Source organism: Porphyromonas sp. HMSC077F02 (assembly GCF_001815465.1).
Taxonomy (GTDB): Bacteria; Bacteroidota; Bacteroidia; order Bacteroidales; family Porphyromonadaceae; genus Porphyromonas_A; species Porphyromonas_A somerae.
Genome location: NZ_KV820633.1, coordinates 1 through 15,550 on the forward strand (window position 1 = coordinate 1; position 15,550 = coordinate 15,550).

General features: G+C 46.8%; 13 protein-coding genes. 11 read left to right on the forward strand and 2 right to left on the reverse strand.

From position 1 onward, the window contains the following. Positions 1-442 precede the first annotated feature (442 nt). From HMPREF3027_RS01705 to HMPREF3027_RS01750, 10 genes are all read left to right on the forward strand, one after another. Positions 443-2,362, forward strand: coding sequence for a heavy metal translocating P-type ATPase (locus HMPREF3027_RS01705; protein WP_070706513.1), 1,920 nt, complete (start codon positions 443-445; stop codon positions 2,360-2,362). Positions 2,363-2,371: 9 nt separating this feature from the next. Then, complete coding sequence (locus tag HMPREF3027_RS01710) at positions 2,372-2,791, forward strand: Fur family transcriptional regulator (protein ID WP_070706516.1); 420 nt, start codon at positions 2,372-2,374, stop codon at positions 2,789-2,791. A 127-nt stretch (positions 2,792-2,918) separates the two neighbouring features. Next, positions 2,919-3,689 (forward strand): ParA family protein, encoded by a 771-nt coding sequence (locus tag HMPREF3027_RS01715; RefSeq protein WP_070706518.1) that lies wholly within the window; start codon positions 2,919-2,921, stop codon positions 3,687-3,689. Beyond that, positions 3,686-4,597, forward strand: a complete 912-nt coding sequence (locus HMPREF3027_RS01720) for a ParB/RepB/Spo0J family partition protein (RefSeq protein WP_070706520.1) — start codon at positions 3,686-3,688, stop codon at positions 4,595-4,597. Before HMPREF3027_RS01715 ends, HMPREF3027_RS01720 begins: the two co-directional genes overlap by 4 nt. After that, positions 4,594-5,271, forward strand: a complete 678-nt coding sequence (locus HMPREF3027_RS01725; RefSeq protein ID WP_070706522.1) for a DUF5683 domain-containing protein — start codon at positions 4,594-4,596, stop codon at positions 5,269-5,271. Before HMPREF3027_RS01720 ends, HMPREF3027_RS01725 begins: the two co-directional genes overlap by 4 nt. 13 nt (positions 5,272-5,284) lie before the next feature. Continuing rightward, the gene (locus HMPREF3027_RS01730) at positions 5,285-6,721 is read left to right on the forward strand and encodes a lytic transglycosylase domain-containing protein (RefSeq protein WP_246830504.1); all 1,437 of its coding nucleotides are present in this window, start codon (positions 5,285-5,287) and stop codon (positions 6,719-6,721) included. A gap of 58 nt (positions 6,722-6,779) precedes the next feature. Further along, the gene (locus tag HMPREF3027_RS01735; RefSeq protein ID WP_070706526.1) at positions 6,780-7,910 is read left to right on the forward strand and encodes a DUF5074 domain-containing protein; all 1,131 of its coding nucleotides are present in this window, start codon (positions 6,780-6,782) and stop codon (positions 7,908-7,910) included. Beyond that, a complete protein-coding gene (locus tag HMPREF3027_RS01740) occupies positions 7,907-9,880 on the forward strand; it encodes a TonB-dependent receptor plug domain-containing protein (RefSeq protein ID WP_070706529.1) in 1,974 nt (657 codons plus the stop codon). Before HMPREF3027_RS01735 ends, HMPREF3027_RS01740 begins: the two co-directional genes overlap by 4 nt. Before the next feature lie 2 nt (positions 9,881-9,882). Next, positions 9,883-11,370: a hypothetical protein gene (locus HMPREF3027_RS01745; protein ID WP_070706531.1), complete on the forward strand. Its 1,488-nt coding sequence runs from the start codon at positions 9,883-9,885 to the stop codon at positions 11,368-11,370. Positions 11,371-11,405: 35 nt separating this feature from the next. Then, a complete protein-coding gene (locus HMPREF3027_RS01750; protein ID WP_070706533.1) occupies positions 11,406-12,509 on the forward strand; it encodes a DUF5074 domain-containing protein in 1,104 nt (367 codons plus the stop codon). 201 nt (positions 12,510-12,710) lie between these two features. Here HMPREF3027_RS01750 and HMPREF3027_RS01755 read toward each other — a convergent pair whose 3' ends face one another. Both HMPREF3027_RS01755 and holA read right to left on the reverse strand, forming a co-directional pair. Next, complete coding sequence (locus tag HMPREF3027_RS01755) at positions 12,711-13,304, reverse strand: NUDIX domain-containing protein (RefSeq protein WP_083317463.1); 594 nt, start codon at positions 13,302-13,304, stop codon at positions 12,711-12,713. A gap of 67 nt (positions 13,305-13,371) precedes the next feature. Next, on the reverse strand, positions 13,372-14,442 hold the full coding sequence (gene holA / locus HMPREF3027_RS01760) for a DNA polymerase III subunit delta (protein WP_070706536.1): 1,071 nt from the start codon (positions 14,440-14,442) through the stop codon (positions 13,372-13,374). Between the two features lie 92 nt (positions 14,443-14,534). On the opposite strand from holA, the gene HMPREF3027_RS01765 reads away from it, so the two are divergent. Continuing rightward, entirely contained in the window at positions 14,535-14,960 is a 426-nt protein-coding gene (locus HMPREF3027_RS01765; RefSeq protein ID WP_070706539.1) for a type I restriction enzyme HsdR N-terminal domain-containing protein, read from the forward strand. Positions 14,961-15,550 lie beyond the last annotated feature (590 nt).

The window sequence follows — 15,550 nt, forward strand, 5'->3', positions numbered from 1 at the left end:
CCGTATCACACGAAATGTCGGATGAACCATTTTTTTCTGTATCATGGTAATGCTCAATAAGTGCACGATAATGTTGCACGAAGTGCCATTCTCCAATTAGCCTCTTTTGAGCCTAGCTATAGAGCTTCATAACCCGATGGTATATCAAGGCAAAAAATTAGATGCAACTAAGCATTTGCTTAGATGCATCTAATCATTTGCTTAGTTGCAACGAACCGATTGCTTAGTTGCAACTAAACTAGCGCCTTTATACGACACTGAGTATCAACCTATTACAAAAAAACATCTTTTAATACCCTATTTTCCTCAAGAAGTTCGCAGGTAAAATTGAATTATTGCCACCTTACCAGTAGAGCTATAGTAGGATCAACTCTGCAACTAGGTTGCAGAGAAAAGGGTCTATCTTTGTGGAAGTAATAACAATCAAACAGGTACAAGAATTATGGGAGATAGTCATAGTCACGATCACGGACATGAGGAGGAGGAGGTTAGTCTGAAGCCAATTTGTATATCGGCAGTCATCCTAGTGCTCATTATTGCGGGTCAGCACTTCTGGAGTTGGTGGCCACAGGGCTGGCTACAAAATGTGCTATATATCCTTGCATTTTGTCCGGTCGGCATTCCAGTGCTGGTTGAGGCATGGGAGTTATTGAGGAGAGAGCACTCCTTTTTCAACGAGTGTGCCTTGATGTCAATTGCAGCCATTGGCGCATTCTTTATTAACCAACAGACAGAGGCGGTACTCCTAATGCTACTATATCAATTAGGAGAGTACCTACAAGACAAAGCTGTCCATAAGGTACGCCACGATATCTCCAAGATTGCCGATGTACGCAGTCAAACCGTCTTAAAGATTTTAGATCAAGGGACCCTAGAGATCCCAGCCAATGAAGCTAAAGTAGGCGACCACCTGAGGGTAATACCTGGCATGCGGGTATCGCTAGATGGGAAACTTCTCTCAGAAGAAGCCCTCTTGGATCTCTCCGCTCTCACAGGCGAGAGTATGCTTGAGGAGAGAGAAAAAGGCTCAGAAATCCTTGCGGGGAGTGTCGTAAGTGCACGCCCTATAGATATTGTAGTGACCAAACCATACGAGGATAGCACATTGGCACGTATCCTTCAGATGACCGAAGAGGCGAGCGAACGAAAGCCTGAAACAGAGCGACTTATTCGCAGATTTGCAAGAGTCTATACACCAATTGTTTTCGGTCTTGCTCTCCTTGTAGTATTAGCACCATGGATATGGAGCTTGGCATCTTCTAGCTTCCAATACGAGTTCTCTGATTGGCTCTATAAGGCACTAGTCTTCTTGGTAATCTCTTGTCCTTGTGCATTGGTCATCAGTGTCCCTCTGACCTATTTTAGCGGCATGGGTGCTACCAGTCGTCATGGACTACTATTCAAAGGTGCTCTCTACCTAGAGGAGCTAAGAAGGATTACAGCAGTAGTTTTTGATAAGACCGGCACCCTCACAGTAGGAGAGTTTGAGGTAAAGAAAGTGCTCACCTCAGGGATCAGCAGTGAGGAAGCATTGGGTTACATAGCAGCAGTAGAGGCACACAGCAGCCACCCTATGGCACAAGCTATTCTTAGGCATACTACAGAAAGCAGCCACAAGCAAGTAAAGGATATCGAGGAGGTAACGGGAATGGGGCTGACAGCAATAAGCCAAGATGGCGAAAAGCTACTTGTGGGAAGTGAACGGATGATGCACAAGGAGGGACTTGAGGTACCTGAATCTCTATCGCCAAGGGGGAAAAGTGCTGTGTTACTTGCTATCGGTGGTGTAGTGAAAGCCACGGTAATTCTCTCCGACCAAATCAAAAAGCAGAGCAAAGCGACCATCAACGAACTACAAAAGTTTGGGATAAAGAAACTGGTGATGCTGTCGGGCGACAAACCAGAAGTGGTCCAAGCAACAGCCAAAGAAATAGGTATTAGTGACGCAAGAGGTGCCCTACTCCCTGATGACAAGATGAGAGCGGTTGAGGAATTGATGGAAAAAGACCGAGTAGCCTTTGTGGGTGATGGGCTGAATGATGCACCAGTGATGACTATGAGCCACATAGGTATAGCAATGGGAGGTATTGCCAGTGATGCAACCATAGAGGCTGCAGATGTGGTGATTCAAGGCAACGATCCATACAAAGTGGTCCAAGGGATAGAAATATCGCGGAATACCCATAAGATTGTGATTCAAAATATTATCTTTGCACTAGGCTTCAAGCTAGCGGTGATGATTTTGGCACTTATGGGATTTGCGTCGCTGACGCTTGCAGTGCTCGCCGATGTGGGGGTGACGCTCCTTGCAGTACTCAATTCACTCCGCGCACTCTACTTTAGAGCCAAACCATTTAATTAAGAAAAGACTATGGAACGAGAAAGACTATCCAAGCTACTCAGTCACTTTGGGGTAAGAGTAACCCCTGTAAGGTACCTCCTCTACCAAGCCCTTGAAGAGGCTACTGTAGCAATGAGCCTTAGCGACCTAGAGATAGAGCTACGCACGGTAGATAAAAGTAGTATCTTTCGCAATCTACAGTTATTTCTCGAAGCAGGTCTTATCCACCAAATACAGGATGGTAGTGGCATCGCAAAATATGCTGTTAGTCAGGTAGAGAGTGCCGACCACCCCTTGACCCACGCCCACTTCACCTGCCGCAAGTGTGCCGAGACGATTTGCCTAGAGGGCATCACCTTGGATCTTACACAGCTAGCTATTCCAGAGGATTTCCAAGTAGATGGATACACCCTCATACTCAAAGGCATTTGCCCACATTGTAAGCGCTGAGCAGTGTAGCTACCGATCCGCTGCCCTCTAAAACCTCCTTCCCCAGCTCTTTTATTAGCTTTTTGGGGAATAATAGATAATTGATTACCTTTGCTAGTGTGAAAAAGTTGACTTCATAGAGCAATAGATGGGAAAGGTAATAGCAATATCTAATCAAAAAGGTGGTGTAGGGAAAACAACAACGACGATTAATCTCGCAGCATCACTTGTGGCCTTGGAGAAGAAGGTGCTTATCATTGATGCCGACCCTCAAGCCAATGCAACAAGTGGCTTGGGAGCAACGCCCCTATCACCCGATAAGACTGTCTATAATTGTATGCTAGGCGAAGCCAATCCTCGTGAGTGTCTTGTGGAGACCTCTGTGGAAGGGCTCATGATACTTCCCTCTCATAGCGATCTCTCTGGGGCAGAAGTAGAGCTAGTCTCTGTCCCTGACCGTGAGTTCGTGATGCGTAAGATTACGGATCAGCTTCGAAACGATTATGACTTTATTTTTATCGATTGTTCTCCAAGCTTAGGACTCATCACGGTATCGGTCTTGGCTGCAGCAGACTCTGTAATCATACCTGTACAGTGTGAATACTTCGCACTGGAGGGGATCAGCAAGCTATTGAGCACCTTGCAGGTAGTTAAGCGAAGAATCAATCCAAAGATAGATATTGAGGGCTTCCTTATGACCATGTATGATGCCCGTACTCGTCACTCCAATCAAGTGTACGAGGAGGTTAAGAAACACTTTAAGAGCTTAGTATTCTCCAGTGTCATACATCGTAACGTGAGACTTAGCGAAGCCCCTAGCTTCGGGCAGTCGGTGCTAGACTTTGATATAGACTCTCGTGGCAGTCAAAATTACCTTCAACTAGCTCGCGAGCTTCTGGAGAAGAACAAACAATTATGAGCAAAAACATCAATAAGAAAAATAGCCTTGGCAGGGGACTAGATGCTCTGATCACACCAACACTCAGTGATGTGGATGTGCAGGGCTCTTCCTCCTTTAATGAAATAAATCTTGAAGATATCATACCTAATCCCGAGCAGCCGAGAGAGGAGTTTGACCCTGAAGCCCTCGAGGAGCTAGCACAGTCTATTAGGCACCTAGGTATTATTCAGCCAATCACCGTGCATGCACTCTCTGACAATATAGGGAAGTACCGTATCATCAGTGGAGAGCGCCGGTATAGAGCAGCTAAGATAGCTGGGCTCGACCGCATCCCTGCCTATATACGCACCGCTGAAGATGAGCAGATTATGGAAATGGCTCTGATTGAAAATATTCAGCGCCAAGACCTCAACGCCATCGAAGTAGCACTCGCCTTTAAGAAGCTGATCGAAGGCTACGACCTTACACAGGAAGAGCTGAGCAATAGAGTGGGCAAGAAGAGAGCCACTATTTCCAACTACATCCGGCTCTTAAAGCTCCCTGCAGAGATACAAATGGGCTTAAAGGATAACAAAGTCTCTATGGGGCATGCCCGTTCTCTTCTAGGCATCGACGATCCTGAGGTGCAACTAGCTTTCTACGAGCAAGTAATCGCAGACCACATCTCAGTACGTAGCCTAGAGCAGATGGTCAAGCTATACAATGAGCCAGAGGAAGAGATACCCGATAAACCACGCTCCTCCAACAACAGCAAAAGGAAACCCACCAATAGCGAAGAGGTAGAGCTACTCACCAACCGCTTTAGAAGTCTCTTTGGGACCAAGGTGACCATGACGCTCAGTGAGCAGGGCAAGGGGAAAATAAATATCCCATTTGACTCCAATGACCAGCTTGAGCATATTCTTGCACTGCTAGACCGACTATGAGGAGAGTTCAGCAAATCTCATTGCTAGCACTCTTTTGGCTGGCACTATCGCTATCGGCCAAAGCAGACCTTGTACCAACTGATAGCATACCTCCCGACTCCGTCGTTCAAAGTGCCACTAGAGACAAGGTGGTAGAAGAGGTAGTGCCAAATAAAAAGAGTAAAGAGGTCAAGAGCTTTCAACCCAATTCCACAAAAGCCGTACTATTTAGCATCATCCCTGGTGGTGGACAAGTGTACAACCGAGTATATTGGAAACTCCCTATAGTAATTGGTGCCTATACGGCTTGCTATTATGCTATCTCTTGGAATAATAATAACCTCCTCGATTACGCCACTGCATTTAGGGACATCAAGAGCTCCACACCTATGGAGCATCAAAGTTGGAAAGACTTTATTCCCTACGGTGCAGACCCCAAGAGCTATGTCAATAATACAGGCTTTCACGAACAACTTAGGAGAGGTCGTGACTTCTATCGACGCAATCGCGATCTCAGCATCATCATTACTGTAGGTATCTATGCCCTATTTATGATTGATGCCTATGTCGATGCTGAGTTATATAGCTTCGATATTTCGCCTAATCTCACCCTTTCCTATGCCCCTGCCTATATTCCCTCAACCCCACAAACGCCCGACAGCGGGATAGGCGTGCAATTAGCACTTACATTCTAAGCATTTTAGACTTATGACGATGAATAGACTCCTTCTTACAGCTACCCTATTACTTGGCTTTTGCACTGCACTTTTCAGTCAAGAGCCCAATAATGGGGAGGAGGTAAACATAGAGGATCTTGGCCGACTTCCCGAAAGCTTTGAGATGAGCCTTGATTCACTATTCAATCGCAGATATAAAGAATATTACAATCTCGCCAAGAGAGATAAGCCCAATACCGAAAGCACTCGGACACTAGATCAACTCTATCGCAGTCGTCTACACGCTATGGAGAGTGCCATTCCCCTCACCTACAATCCCATAGTTCGCGAAGCCATTGAGCTATATGTCAATAAGCGAAGTCGCCTGCTCAGCCTAATGCTTGCTAAGGCCACCTACTACTTCCCCATCATAGAGTCGGCCTTGGATAAGTATGGAATGCCTTTGGAGCTAAAATACCTCGCCATCGTAGAGAGTGCCCTCAACCCCACTGCTGTTAGTCGGGCTGGAGCCACGGGGCTTTGGCAGTTTATGCTCCCCACAGGCAAGGCTTACGGACTTCATATCGATAGTATGGTCGACGAACGGTGCGACCCCTACAAGAGCTCCGAAGCCATGGCACGATACTTTCAGGATATGTACGCTCTATATGGCGATTGGATGCTTTCCATTGCCGCCTATAATTGTGGTCCGGGGAATGTCAATAAAGCGATCCGCCGCTCAGGAGGTAAGACCGATTTCTGGCAGATTTATCAATACCTACCTCGTGAGACCCGCTCATACGTACCCTTCTTCATTGCTGCTTTCTATGCGATGGAGCACTACGATGAGCACGATATCCGACCTAATATAGTCAATGTCCCTCTCGCCACCGATACCGTACATATTAACTTCCGACTCAGCTTCGATGAAATACAGCAAGCCAGTGGAGTAGATATGAAGGTGATTGAGGATCTCAACCCAATGTATAAAAAGAGGATTATCCCCGGCAATAACGGGACACAGATACTTCGATTACCCACTGCCGAAGCTACTGCTTTTAGTATACAAAAGGATCAGCTACTCGCCAAGCGACAGTCTGAGCAAAGTACCGAAGAGCTCAAGGAGACTAACAATGACACCGCCGCCCAAGCGATCACCCATACCGTAAGGCGAGGTGAGACGCTCTCCAAGATAGCCTCTAAATACGGGGTCACCATCAACGATATCAAAGCGTGGAATAACCTCTCTAGTAATAGCCTAAGGGTTGGGCAAAAGCTTTCCATTAACGGCTCCAAGGGTAGTAGCCAAAGAAGCTCCAAACAAAGTAGTGCTTCCCCGAAGGTCAGATATTATACGGTAAAGAAAGGTGATACTCTGAGCGGAATAGCTCAAAAGCATAAAGGAGCCACTGTACAAAAGATAAGGCGAGCCAATAACATTCGTGGTAATAACATACGACCCGGTCAGCGATTGGTTATCCCTTATTAACTCCACTTTTTTACTCCACTTATTATCCCACTTGTCACGGCAAATTTCAAAGACAATTATGTCTAAGTGCTATCGATTAATAGTATTGCTCATCTCGCTACTTGCATTGGCATGCGATAGAGTACCAGAGCTACCTTCTATTCAGCTCTCAAAGGATAACCCACTCCAGTTTCTAGTAGTCAATGAAGGGCTTTTCACCACCAATACGGCAACACTCTCCGCTGTCTATAAGGATGGCACCATTTACTGGGATGTCTTTGAGCCAATCAATCAGCGACCACTTGGCGATGTTGCCCAAAGCATCACCCTTATCAATGGCAAGCTTTTCGTAGCCATTAATAACAGTCGACGTATAGAAGTGCTAGACCCCACCACCTTTAAGTCCGTTGCTTCCCTACGGTATAATCAAAGTGGCTCACCACGTTACATCACTCCCCTAACCAATAATACGGCACTGGTTAGTGACCTGTACGGTCAGCTAGTGAAGATCAGCACCACCCCACCCTATGAGGTACTAGAGTATATCTCACTCCCCACTGCAAGTTCAGGCATAGAGCAGATGGTTACAGTCAGAAACAAGGTATTTGGCGCCTACCTCAATCGAGGAATTGCCATTTTAGATGCCGAAAAGCTATGGATACCCAATATGCGACTTATTGATGGGCTAGATATTCCATGGGAGCTTGGTGGTTGCCAGTTGCTAGTTGACCACCACAAAAGAGTGTGGTGCACTAGCCTTCTGCCCAATGGAGTAAAGCTATCGGCTATCGACTCTCAGAGTGAAACGATCGTAGCTGAAGTGGCACTATCCTTTGATCGCTCAGAGCCTCAGGAGGGCGATATCATCGGTATGCCCAAAAACAATCGTGTAGATATAGACCCCACTGGGCAATATATCTATATCAATCTATACACTCAGTCAAAAGAGGAGCAACCTCTACAGACCCTATTCACCATTGACGTAGACAGTCACAAAGTCTCCAAATATCTTGAGCTTCCTGGAGTGAAGATGATGTATGGTATGAATGTCTCCCCCGATGGAGATGTCTTTATCTGCGACTGCCTCGATTACTCAGCACAGCGTGGGTATATTCGTCAGTTTCCCAAAGATGGTGGTGAAGTACGGAGTTATAAGGTTGGTGTATACCCCAATCGCATATTCTTTCCACCGAAAGGAGGTTGGCAATGAAGCGAATTCTTAGCATCGTACTTACCTTTTGTGCTGGCACCATAGCCTCTTATGCACAAGAACAGACCACCGTACTAGATACGCTATTTGTGGTCTCCAAATCCATCACCACCCGCTCCGAAGTTAATACAGGAGCTAAAATAGAGCAAATACCTATTGAGCTACTACAGATTAATAGCTCTAGAAATATGGCGGAGTTACTTGCCGAAAACACCTCTATCAGCGTCAAGAGCCAAGGACTTGGTGCCAATGCTACCGCCTCCTTTCGTGGGGCCAGTGCAGCTCAGACAAGAGTAAATTGGAATGGCATCAATATCACCCCTGTGATGGCAGGGATATTCGACTTTTCCCAGATGCCAGTCTTCTTTGCCGACCAGGTAGCCCTCTATCACGGTGCCAACGATATCAAGAGTGGCACAGGTGCAGTTGGTGGAAGCGTCAACATCAATAACCTCCCCTATTGGGACGGAGCTTCTCACTTTGACCTTGGTGCCGAGTATGGCTCATACAACACCTACACTGCCAAAGGGTATGCCCGGTACGGCACCCGTCGATTTTCTGGTAAAAGCAGAGCCTACTACCAGCACTCCGATAATGACTATCAATACATCAATAAAGTCTCAGGCCTTGATGCCTTCAAGGAACGTCGACAAGATGCAAGCTTCTCAATGCTCTCGGCTATGCAGGAACTACACTTCCGCCTAGGCGACCAAGCCTTTCTCTCCTCGGCACTTTGGTATCAACGTGGCAATCGAATGCTACCACAGCCGCTAGGTATTGAAACCACAGTTCACGAGCGTCAAGTGGAGCAAAACCTAAGAGCATACATAGGGTACAATGGCTACTTTGGAGCTAGTAAACTGGAGGGCAAGATAGCCTACATCCAGTATGGTATGAAGTATCATCGGTGGTTCGATAACGACTACTTTCTACCGACTAATAACCTCAATGGCTCACGGACTGTACACTCCAGCATTGACTTTAGCCATTCCTTTAGCCCAAAGTGGCTTTACAATACCACCCTCACCTACCGGCACGACCGTGCCAAAGCAGAGGATAGCAGAGAAGAGGATCCCATCGCAGGTGCCGCCAGAGATATGCTCGCATGGCACCACGCACTCCGTTACAAGCCTATAGAGTGGCTAATTACCGATGGCCGATTGATGATTGAGAGTATAGACTGGCAACGCCCTGTCCTCACCTACTCCCTAGGGGCATCCGCTACGATACTTCCCGAGATGCTCCACCTACGCTCTTCCTTCTCCTACAACTACCGACAGCCCACTCTCAATGAATTGTACTGGCACCCAGGTGGCAATCCCCACCTTCGTCCTGAAAAAGGCTACACTTATGATGCCACTCTACTATTCAAGATCCACCCCTTCAAAGCCCCAATAGACTTCTCAGCTGAGGCAACTGGCTACTTTATGGATATTGACGATTGGATCCTCTGGCTACCAGTAGACGAAACGGTGCGATCAGGTCAGAGCCACAATCAATGGCTTTGGCGACCACAAAATAAGAGAGACTCGCGCTCCTACGGCACGGACCTGCTCCTCAAAGTAGCCTACACTGGCGAGAAGGTTCGAAGTTCTCTCTCATGGAGTTACGCTTTTACCCGTGCCTTTACTCGCACCAAGCAACATAATGATGATGGTGCACTCCTCCATCAACTTCCCTATGTGCCTCGACAGAAATGGAGCCTCCGCTTCACACTCGATTATGCACGCTGCTTCCTTAACCTACAGACCTCTTATGTCGGTGTACGATACATCACAACCGACCAAAGCTACTTCACCCGACCCTACAATGTATCCCACCTACTCCTCGGATATCATTATACCATCGGAAAGTACGCTATCACCCCGCAAATAAGGATAGACAACCTATTCAACACTTACTACGAATCAACCAAGTACTACCCAATGCCTAGACGCACAGTACTTGGCTCACTACAAATAAGGTTTTAATCATGAAGAAAACTATTATTTCCCTACTTGCCCTACTATCGCTGCTCCTAACAGCATGTAAGGGTGAAAAGTCTACCCCTGATGCTGGAGAACTTCAATTAGAACTCTCCATGCCAGCAATGTTCTCCGGCCAAGAGATAAGCAAAAATTTAAGCTACTTCTGGCAAGAAGATGATCTAGTTACGCTAGAAATTCTCAGCGGTGGCAAAAGCATCCCCCTCCATGAACTGACCCCCACCCGCCATTCCGATGGACTGAAAGCGACTCTTTCCATCACCCTACCTGAGGATATGCGTACCACAGGACTAACCATTCGGGGGAAGGTGAAAAGAAAGGGCGACCATTCGACTCCTACTCTACTAGCCTATCAAGCGATACTTCAAGATGATGGTAAGAACCCCTCCTTCAATCTTCGCGAGAAGGGCATTAACCCACCAATCTATCTTCCAGAGACGACTCTACACAGGTCATCAGGCAAACAATCCTTACAGCTCTCCACGCTTGGGCACTTCTCTATTATTGAGCTATCCAATCAGTCTGATCAACCACTTACGGCACCAAAGGAGCTACAACTCACTTCCGATACACCTTGGCTATGGGAAGGTTCCACTTATGATTATGTAGAGGGCAAATTAAAAGGAGAAAAGAGTCTCTCTTCCCTGCCACTCAGTTTCAACGTCCAAGAGCTGCAACCAAAGGAAAGTCAAAAGATCCTATTATGGCTTCCAGAGGCAAACAAAGAGACCAAGGTTCATATCACTGCCAACGACATTGAAAGTAACGCCGTTCCTTTCAGCGACGAAATGGCCATTAGCTTAGAGACTACGGATAAGATCTCACTTAGTACACAGCTTTTTAATTACGACCCAGCCAATAGCTTAGGTGGTGGAGATCCTTACTTCGCATTCAGAGACATCAAGTATTGGATTGGCACAGGTAGCAAAAAGGCAGCACTCATAATCGACTGGCACGATGGAAACCAACCCGAAGCACTTGTCTGGGGCTATCGTTTTGACGGCAAGAAGAGTGCAGGTGAAATGCTAGAGGAGATCGCTAATCAAGATCCTAGACTACTGATTGCTATCGGTGAAGGTATGAAAAGTGGCACTTGTTTATTTAGCATCGCTTATCGCCCTGTCATTGGTACTACACCCTATGAGATAAGATATCAAGAAAAGACACTCACGCTCAAGAGCCAAGGGGTACATATCGTGGACTTTGATCCAAAGAAGGACGATGCTGTGGACCATTTCACCATTAGCGACCCTACCGTCAGATGGCAGACAGGTTTTTACGATAAAGGTTATTGGTCCTACTTTCACAAAGAAAGACGTCTCAACCCATTTGGCTTTTCCAGCACTGGTATTTGGAATACACAACTAATAGATGGTAGCTGGCATGGACTATCCTGGTGCTTATTCAGTAATGGTTCAAAGGAAGGAGAACGACTCAGTTCCACCTTTACATCTGCCACCAGACCAGATAAATAATAATAGTATTCATTAATTCATAAAACAGTAGAACGATGAAAAGACTTAATTTACTACTACTCACGCTACTAAGTAGCTTAGCGCTATTTAGCTGCGTCTCCGATTCTGACAAGACGCCAGATTCACAAAAGAGCAAAAATGATGCCCGTGTCTTTGTCCTCAACGAAGGAGTATACAATAAAGAGACTGGTTTCCTTGACGTCATTGACAATGAAGGAAACTACCACTCTAAGGTAGATAAATCAACCCTCGGAGGCACAGCACAAGATCTAGCTTTCTTCGGTGATTATACCTACGTTATTGCCAAGGATCCAATAGAAGGAACGCACAAAGGTCGATTGGTTTCTCTAAAAACTGCTGATTATAGCATAGATAAGGATTACTCAGAACTCATCTCAGATCTAGAAAAGCCTTCACACATCGCCATTCTCGACCTACACAATATTTTTATTCGTGACGCAAAGGCGATCCACCGTTTAGACCTCGTGAATGGCAAACTCACCATGGTAGAGGGTACTGACGGCGCTTCCGAGATGCAAATGGTAGCTCTAAACAATAGAGTGGTAGCCGCAGTAGGCAAGAAACTAGTCTCTATCAATAAAAATGAAGATAAAGTGTCTAAAGAGCTCACACTAGATGCTAGCATCAAGGGCATAGCACAAGCTTGCCGTAGAGATGTGTTTGTAGCAACTCCTGCAGGTGAGAAGAGCACCATTTACAGAATCAACTCCAACGACCTCTCTATCATCAAGCAAAATGAAATTACAGGTGCAGAAGGTAAGGCTATGGGAAATAACTACTGGGGTAGGTCATCAGTGATCGCTGCAAAAGACGATATTATCTACTACGCTGGTGGTGGCTCAGTTATCTACCGTCACAACTTTGCTAAAAACGAAACAAAGGCAATGGCCGATGTCGCTAGCGAAGGCTTTTATCCAGAAGGAACCATCACCTACAATAGCCTAGGAGTACACCCACGCACAGGTCACGTCTACATCACTCGTATCAAAGATTGGAGTGAAAACGATGTGAATGCCATCCTTGAGCTAGACCTCTCTAGCGACACTGGTAAGCTCGTTAAGAAGTACGAAAATAAGGTAGCTTATCCTGCCGGCTTCTATTTCCCAGCTAACCGATAATCAACATTCTATCATCAAAAAGACCTACACTCAGTCCACCAAGACTAGTGTAGGTCTTTTTCTTTAAAGAAAATACTGCACAGTGAATGTTGCACGAAATCTACACACAGGCCATCGGCACTGCATGCCTTGACTTGTGCCTATTTATCTCTAACCTCTGCCGAGGTCCTTACCGAATCTACTGCGATAAGGCTCGCTCACTTAGAAGTAGCGGGCACTCTTCACCATCTCCACCGCCTTGCGGATAGAGTCCAGTCCAAACGTCTCAGGATCCAGCTCACTAAATGGGATCGCCTTCAGTTCGGCCACATCATCGCCCCCTATACCAATGTAAGGATCCAACGACTCTACCGCCATATGGAATACCATATCCACCGTATGGACCTCAAAACCCGAATAAAGATAGATATTGGGAAGTGAGAAAAGATACCTCAATGGATCCACAATACCTCCCCTCAGCCCTGATAGGGCAGAGATTCGTGTCTCCTCCTTGATCTCACGTGCCATTCCCTCCTCTGCCGTCTCATATGGGTCAATAAACCCTCCAGGCAAGTCATAAGTGCCCTTGGCAGGATCTGCACCACGCACTGCCACCAATACCCGATTCAGTTTGTCGGTTATGAAGCAGGTGCAAGCAGCAGAGGGATTAAAATAATAGGTAAATCCGCATCCTCCACACCTCTTCGCCTTGGCATTCTCCGCCTTAAATTGGTCACTGCCACACTTCGGACAATAACCAAAGTCGGCCAAAGGGTGCTTGTGCTCCTTCATCGCTTTACTCACATGTGTACTCATAGCTTATTCCAATTTATAAATATTTCAAAGTGATTCTCCATAAATAGTTCTCATCGTACCTTCCCCCTCAATTCAATATAAATAGCACCAAGTCTGGCAATATCTCTTCACTACTCCCCTCATCTCCATACATTCCCTTGCTACGGGCATCGCACCGTCTGAGATACTTGATGATATCCACCACCTTCACCGCAGAGTAGTTGCGCAACCCCGCCATATACTCCTTCACAAAGAACTTACTCGATAGTCCCAATGCTCGCATCACACTCCCTTCATCTTGCCGATTGGGAGCATAAAAAGCAATCAGCAGATTGGCAAAGTAATTAAATAGCTGCGGCAAGATCATTTGTATCGGAGCCCGCTTTTCATCATTTCCCAAGGCTTGGGCAATCCGCATCGACTCGCCCACCTGCCGGTAGGCCAATGCCTTCCGAAGGTCAAAGACCGTATACTCCTTAGACCAACCAGTATAAGCCTGCACCATCTCCGCCGTCACCGCACTCCTAGCCTCAAGAGGTAAGGCAGTAGCCAACTTCTCCAACTCGCTATCCATTCGCTGGAGGTCGGCACCCATCCGATTAGCCACCATCTGAATAGCCGCAGGATTGAGCCGTAGTCCATGGGTCTCAGCCATAGGAGCAATATAGGGCTCCAAACGATAGTCCTTGATCCGTGGACTTTCCACCAAAAGAGCCGACTTCTCCAATTGCTTCACCCAGGCATGACCACGATTCAGTCGCTTTCCCCCCTTGATCGATACCACCAAAATCAGATGAGGATTGGGGTGCGTCACCAAGCTCACCAAAGCAGAGAGTGGTGGTTGGCTCCCTGCAGTGAGCAGTGCCTGTGCCTCTCGCAGCACCACCACCCGATACTGACTACCCATAGGATAGCGCCGACAGTGAGCTAAAAGCTCGTCCATTCCACAGCTAGAGCCATAAAGAAGAGAGTAGTCAAATCCACCCCAGCCCGACTCATCCTCACCCTCCTCCGCCTCCGGAAGGTAGGTAGAGACAATTTTTTTCTCTATCTTGTCGATAAAATACTCCTCCTCACCCATCAGAATGTAGATAGGCGAAGGCTTTTGGTCGGGAGAAAGACGGCTCAACACCGTCTGTGGTTGGTCACTATAGGGCATACAACTACATTATTTATAAGAGAGGCACCACCCGAAAAGGACTGGTACACCCCAATAGATCACAAATATAATGAAATAAAAAGAATAAGGAAATGGCACCCACTGAGCAAACGATGATATACGATCCCATTCGGAAGAAAGAAGTCCCCCTCACACCCGAAGAGAGGGTACGCCAAGCCGTCGTACACCTACTCACACACCAACTTGACTACCCTCCCACTCTCATCGCCAATGAGTACACCATCACCGTAGGCAAACTCTCGCGCCGATGCGATACCGTCGTCTTCACCCCACAGCTACATCCCCTCATGATCCTAGAGTACAAGGCACCACACATTCCACTCTCCGAAAAAGTGATCCAACAAGCTTTCCAGTACAATACCACCCTACAAGTACCCTACATAGCCCTCTCCAACGGGCGCCAAACCCTCCTCTACAAAGTGGGGTACCAAAAACAACCCTCCACCCCCCTACCCGGCATCCCCCCCTACCAACAGCTCCTGCAATCCCTCCGCTAACCCCCGACAAACACTAGATAGACATAAAGAGAATGTTGCACGAAGTGCCATACTCATAAGAGCTTAAAAGTGGTCCGACCCGTCCGACTCGTCTGACCAGTCCGACCCGTCCGATAAGGCACCCACAAAGAATCTGTGAAATAAAGTGAAAAACCTACCAGAAATAGGGCTGCGTAAATACCCCCTCACAACCCACTGAAATTCAATACCCTACAAAATCCTCCATTGAGATGCAACAAAGCTATCGCTTAGTTGCAACAAACCGATTGCTTAGTTGCAACTCGCCGATCGCTTAGATACGGGCTCAGCAATCGCTTTGATACGACCTCAACCACCACCCTCCTAACCCATTGGTTTATAACACCATACAACCACCCCCACTCCCCCGACAAATAATAACCTATTTTAGGCATCCAATTACATTCTCAGCGTTTCAAATAAAACACAAGAGAAAGAAGCACCAGATTATCACAAATCCTCCCTTGTCACCTTAGCCCAGCCCTCTGACAGGGACAAGGTTTCTTCAACCCATCACAAAAGAATATCATAACCAATGCGCATAATGAGGACTCTGCACAATAAAGGCAACC

Bases quoted from the DNA above. Each gene is read 5' to 3' on its own strand.
- HMPREF3027_RS01730 (WP_246830504.1), top strand. From the start codon at position 5,285: ATGACGATGAATAGACTCCTTCTTACAGCTACCCTATTACTTGGCTTT.
- HMPREF3027_RS01725 (WP_070706522.1), top strand. From the start codon at position 4,594: ATGAGGAGAGTTCAGCAAATCTCATTGCTAGCACTCTTTTGGCTGGCA.
- HMPREF3027_RS01715 (WP_070706518.1), top strand. From the start codon at position 2,919: ATGGGAAAGGTAATAGCAATATCTAATCAAAAAGGTGGTGTAGGGAAA.
- HMPREF3027_RS01705 (WP_070706513.1), top strand. From the start codon at position 443: ATGGGAGATAGTCATAGTCACGATCACGGACATGAGGAGGAGGAGGTT.
- HMPREF3027_RS01765 (WP_070706539.1), top strand. From the start codon at position 14,535: ATGGCACCCACTGAGCAAACGATGATATACGATCCCATTCGGAAGAAA.
- HMPREF3027_RS01720 (WP_070706520.1), top strand. From the start codon at position 3,686: ATGAGCAAAAACATCAATAAGAAAAATAGCCTTGGCAGGGGACTAGAT.
- HMPREF3027_RS01750 (WP_070706533.1), top strand. From the start codon at position 11,406: ATGAAAAGACTTAATTTACTACTACTCACGCTACTAAGTAGCTTAGCG.
- holA (WP_070706536.1), bottom strand. From the start codon at position 14,442: ATGCCCTATAGTGACCAACCACAGACGGTGTTGAGCCGTCTTTCTCCC.
- HMPREF3027_RS01745 (WP_070706531.1), top strand. From the start codon at position 9,883: ATGAAGAAAACTATTATTTCCCTACTTGCCCTACTATCGCTGCTCCTA.
- HMPREF3027_RS01710 (WP_070706516.1), top strand. From the start codon at position 2,372: ATGGAACGAGAAAGACTATCCAAGCTACTCAGTCACTTTGGGGTAAGA.
- HMPREF3027_RS01735 (WP_070706526.1), top strand. From the start codon at position 6,780: ATGTCTAAGTGCTATCGATTAATAGTATTGCTCATCTCGCTACTTGCA.
- HMPREF3027_RS01755 (WP_083317463.1), bottom strand. From the start codon at position 13,304: ATGAGTACACATGTGAGTAAAGCGATGAAGGAGCACAAGCACCCTTTG.
- HMPREF3027_RS01740 (WP_070706529.1), top strand. From the start codon at position 7,907: ATGAAGCGAATTCTTAGCATCGTACTTACCTTTTGTGCTGGCACCATA.